Genomic DNA, 4,633 nt, shown 5'->3' on the forward strand with positions numbered 1-4,633 from the left:
ACACCATGCATTGGGCCAATACTTGCATCAGTTCTTATTATGGCTTCAGGTTCAAGTAGTGGAATGGTAGCTAATTTATTAATAATTGTGTACACAGTAGGATTCATTTTACCATTTATAATAGTAGCTGGATTTTATAGTAAGTTATTTAAAAGTATTGATAAAATGAAGAACTATATGGGAATAATAAAAAAGATATGTGGAATTATTCTTATAATAAGTGGACTAGTTATGTTTCTTAATGGGGTTACAAATATTAATAAAAATAAGCAATATAATAATATAGAAAAAAATGAAATTATAGATAAAGAAGATAATGAGAATACTGAGGAAATGGCAATAGATTTTACATTGAAGGATCAGTATGGAAATGAACATACATTAAGTGAATATAAAGGTAAAACTATATTTTTAAATTTTTGGGCAACTTGGTGTCCTCCTTGTAGAGGGGAAATGCCTGAAATTGAAGAGATATATAATGAATATGGAAAAAATAATGATGATATTATAATATTAGGAGTGGCAGCTCCAAACTTGGGAAGAGAAGGTTCAGAAGAGGAAATAGCTAATTTTTTATCAGACAATAACTATACATTTCCTGTAGTTATGGATTTTGGTGGAGAGTTAGTTTATAAATACAATATATCAGGATTTCCAACTACTTTTATAATTAATGAAGATGGAGAAATAATTCATAAGGTTGTTGGAGCAATGGATAAAGAAAGTATGAAAGAAATTATAGAAGACAAAAAATGAAAGTGAAAAAAATACAAAATATGTAAAACAATTAAATGTTTATAAATTAGGTAATTATAAATTATTATTTATGCTAAAAGGGAGGATTCAAATTTGAATCCTCCCTTTCTTATAAAGTGGCATTAATAGACAATTTGCAACAAAAAAGTTTTTGCTTAATTTATTGTTTTTTAGAAGAAAATTTAATAAAATTTAAACTAAAATTAAAGGAAATTTTTTTCTTAAAAAGTGGTAAAAATATTATTGACGAGTAATAAAATGGATGATAATATTATGGGGAAATTAAAAAAAAAGTAATAAAAAAGGGAATAAACATAAAATATACAATAAGATGTAAAAAAAAGAAATAAATTAAAGTTAAGGTGAAATGTTTATTTTATTTTTTAATAAATTATGTTAATTATCATAAATAAAATTGGAATGGGTTCCAATTGATATTTTTTACAATTAGTCATTGAAATTTGGTATAAACTAATATTTAATTTAAGTATTTTAGGGTAATGTTATTGAAGGTTAAGTTTTAAACTTAGCTTGAAATATTAAATATTAGGTAAGGGAGGGTAATGGTATTTTGAGAAAATTAAAGGTTGATAAGTTCAAATTTTATTTAAAGATTTTAAGTATTATTTTAATTATTAATTTGATAATAGGATATTTTCCTAGAAACTTGGCTATAGCGGATACTGTTATAGGTAGTAATACAGATACGATTAACGATGTATATATGGCTGATATAGATATAAGTAATGCTGTAGATGCAATTGATACAAGAAAAGCTATTGATACCAATGCAGATTATTTAGGAAATGTTACTTTTTACAATTATTATGGAAAGTATCAAACAGCAGATACAACAGATAATAGTGATAATGACCACTATTCATTTGAACGATTCAATAGAGCTATATCAAATTATGCATCATCAACCGGAATGGAGTATCCATTATATTTTGGGGATTTTAATGGAGCAGCAAATAATTCTAATAATCCAGAACAAAACCCATTACAGGGACAAACTTTAGGTGGAAGTGCTTATAGGTTTTATTGGGCAATTAACAGAGCTAATCGTAATGCCAATTATTCTGCTTCATTGCAAGGGTTAGTTAGTGAAAAGTTAGATAGTCAAGGGTATATTACCCAAAATAGTACAGGTGGTTTTTATACAACAGATGAAAATAGTAATAAATATTATTATGGAGAAGATAATTCTTCGATAATGGGAGCAGGAGATAGATGGTTTAAATACGAGGATAAATTTGGAAGGAGTGGGACGTTACAAATATGGCTCGATGGGAATGATAGTAATTCTATTTGTGAAAGAATTAAAATTACTGCTAAAGAAAAAGACTACTCAAGCACTAGTAAGTATTTAGTATTTGAAGTTTATAATGACGGAACTGGAAATTCAGGTTCACCATATATTTCTATAGAAGATGGAAATTTAAATAAAATTGGGGGATGGGCAGAAGGTTTTACGACAACGTATTCTGATAATAAAATGCCAGCAAAAGGTTCAGGATGGAAAAAGATAATAATAGATTTAGAAAAGTTGAAAAATAATTCAAATTTTGATTTTTCAAATATAACCAATATTTATTTAGGATATTGGGCTAGTGGAGATATTTATATTAATGACATAAGATTTGTAGGTGAAATAGAAAGTACGCAAGTTAGATTACCTTATTTTGATGAAAGTTTTGTTACAGGAAATGTAGGAGAAACTATAAGTAATTTAGAGTTTCCATTTAAAAAAAGATTAAAAACGGAAAATGGATTAGATACGTATTACTATACATTTAGTAGTGGTAAAAGTGGATATAAATTTAATAGTAGTAATATCACAGATGTAGTTAGAATTAATAGAGAAACTAACAATTTAGATTATTGGTTCGATGTTTCAGATAACGACAATAGTATTATTGTAAGAGATATGAATGGAACAAGTGGCTGGGGAACAGGAAAAAATGAACCAGGATTTTTCCCTTTTAATAATCCATTAGATAGCTCTAACGCAAGTAAATTAAATTATGGATTTGGATCAAAAATAGAGATTCAATTTAAGTTAACAGCTGATGGAAAAGTAAAAAATATTCATGGTAAAGATGTTCCTATAGAGTTTAACTTTAAAGGCGATGATGATGTTTGGGTATATATTGATAATAAGCTTGCACTTGATATGGGTGGTGCACATAGTCAGACTACAGGAAAAATTGACTTTGCTTCTAGAAAGTCAACTGTTGATAATGTTGTAATTGGTGATTTAAAAAGTAATTCACTATACCAAAGAGTAGACTCGGTAACTACAGATTTAAAACTAGCGGATGATTCATATACATCTGATGGTAAATATGATACTAATAAAGTTCATACACTTACATTATTCTATATGGAAAGAGGTATGATTGAATCTAATCTTTATATGGACTTTAACTTCATTCCTTCTGAAAATGAATTAATAGTTGAAAAAGAAGTAGATACTTCTGGAGTTAATGAAATTTTAGCAAGAACAACTGAAAAAATAGCAAAAGATATGCAGTTTAAATTTAAAGTTTTTGAAGGTACTGTAGCTAAAACTGATACTGAATATGTATATTCAGCAAATAATAATAATCCAAGGACTGATGATATAACTGGAACATTTTTATTAAAAGATGAAGAAACTGCAACATTTATAAATAAGTTTTCTGAATCATCTAAAGTTTATATTACTGAAGAACAAGATGATAGATTTACAACTAGCTGGCGCTGGGATAAAACAGCAAATAATTTTCAAGGAGATACCTCGGGAGAGGGATACAAAACCAGTGAGGTCACTATCCCAAGTAGTCAAGAGTTATTTGAAAAGTATACTTATCATGCGATATTTACTAATAAAATAAAAACAGGTACTTTGAGGATTTCTAAAGATATAGAATTGTTAGAAGGAGAAACAATTGAAGATTATAAAAATGATATATTCAATTTTAAGGTAACTTTTACTGATATCTTAGGAACGAAATTAGATCAACCTATAGAATATACTCTTCAATTGAAGGCTGGACAAACTACTGAAATTACAGGTATTCCAGTAGGTACGAAGTATGAAATAGTAGAACTTCTAGAAGGAGAGATAGGAAATAAATATGAAATAGAGAGCATAACTGGTGTAGAAGTCAAGGGGAGTACAGTTAATGGGCAAATAACTGTTGATGATACTGAAATTGAAATAACTTATGTAAATAGGAAAAAGCTTAGAGATGTACAATTAATTAAGGTTGATTCCATTGATTCAAACATAAAGCTAGAAAATGCTGAATTTATACTTAATAAATTAAAAGAAGATGGTAGTATTGATGGAAATTTCACTTCCATAAAGGTTACTACAGATCAAAATGGACAAGCATTTTTTAATAATTTACCTTATGGAAAATATATTATTACTGAAATTGAAGCACCAGAAGGGTATGAACTATTAAAAGAGCCTATTAAATTTGAAGTAAATAAAGATAGCAATAATTCTATTATTACTATAGAAGTTAAAAATAATAAAAGTATTAAGCTACCTATAGCAGGTGGTAATGGGAATATTACAAGTAAATATATTGGATTTATGTTAATAGGATTAGCAGGCGTTTTATATTCATTTATGCTAATAAGAAATAAAAAATATAAATTTAATTAAATAAAAGTTTAATGTAAAAATAGGAACCGTTTCTGAAATTATGGAATCGATTCTAAAAGTATAAATTGATGTTAGGTAATTAAGTTTATTTTAAAGCTTAACTTACTTGATATATATAACTTAAAAGATAAAAGAGAGGGGTAAAAGTATGAAAATTACTAAGAAATTTAAAGGAGTATTAGGTCTTGCATTAAGTGCAATGCTAACATTAGGAAC

The 4,633-nt window shown here is 27.2% G+C and carries 2 protein-coding genes; both read left to right on the top strand.

Annotation, left to right across the window (positions count from 1 at the left end; translation table 11 throughout):
• A partial coding sequence (locus Q0G30_RS13720) for a redoxin family protein (RefSeq protein WP_294391183.1) occupies positions 1–756 on the top strand: 756 nt, incomplete at its 5' end.
• Between the two features lie 571 nt (positions 757–1,327).
• Positions 1,328–4,417, top strand: coding sequence for a SpaA isopeptide-forming pilin-related protein (locus tag Q0G30_RS13725; protein ID WP_294391186.1), 3,090 nt, complete (start codon positions 1,328–1,330; stop codon positions 4,415–4,417).
• Positions 4,418–4,633 lie beyond the last annotated feature (216 nt).

Source organism: uncultured Clostridium sp., from assembly GCF_934754925.1.
Lineage (GTDB): Bacteria > Bacillota > Clostridia > Clostridiales > Clostridiaceae > Clostridium.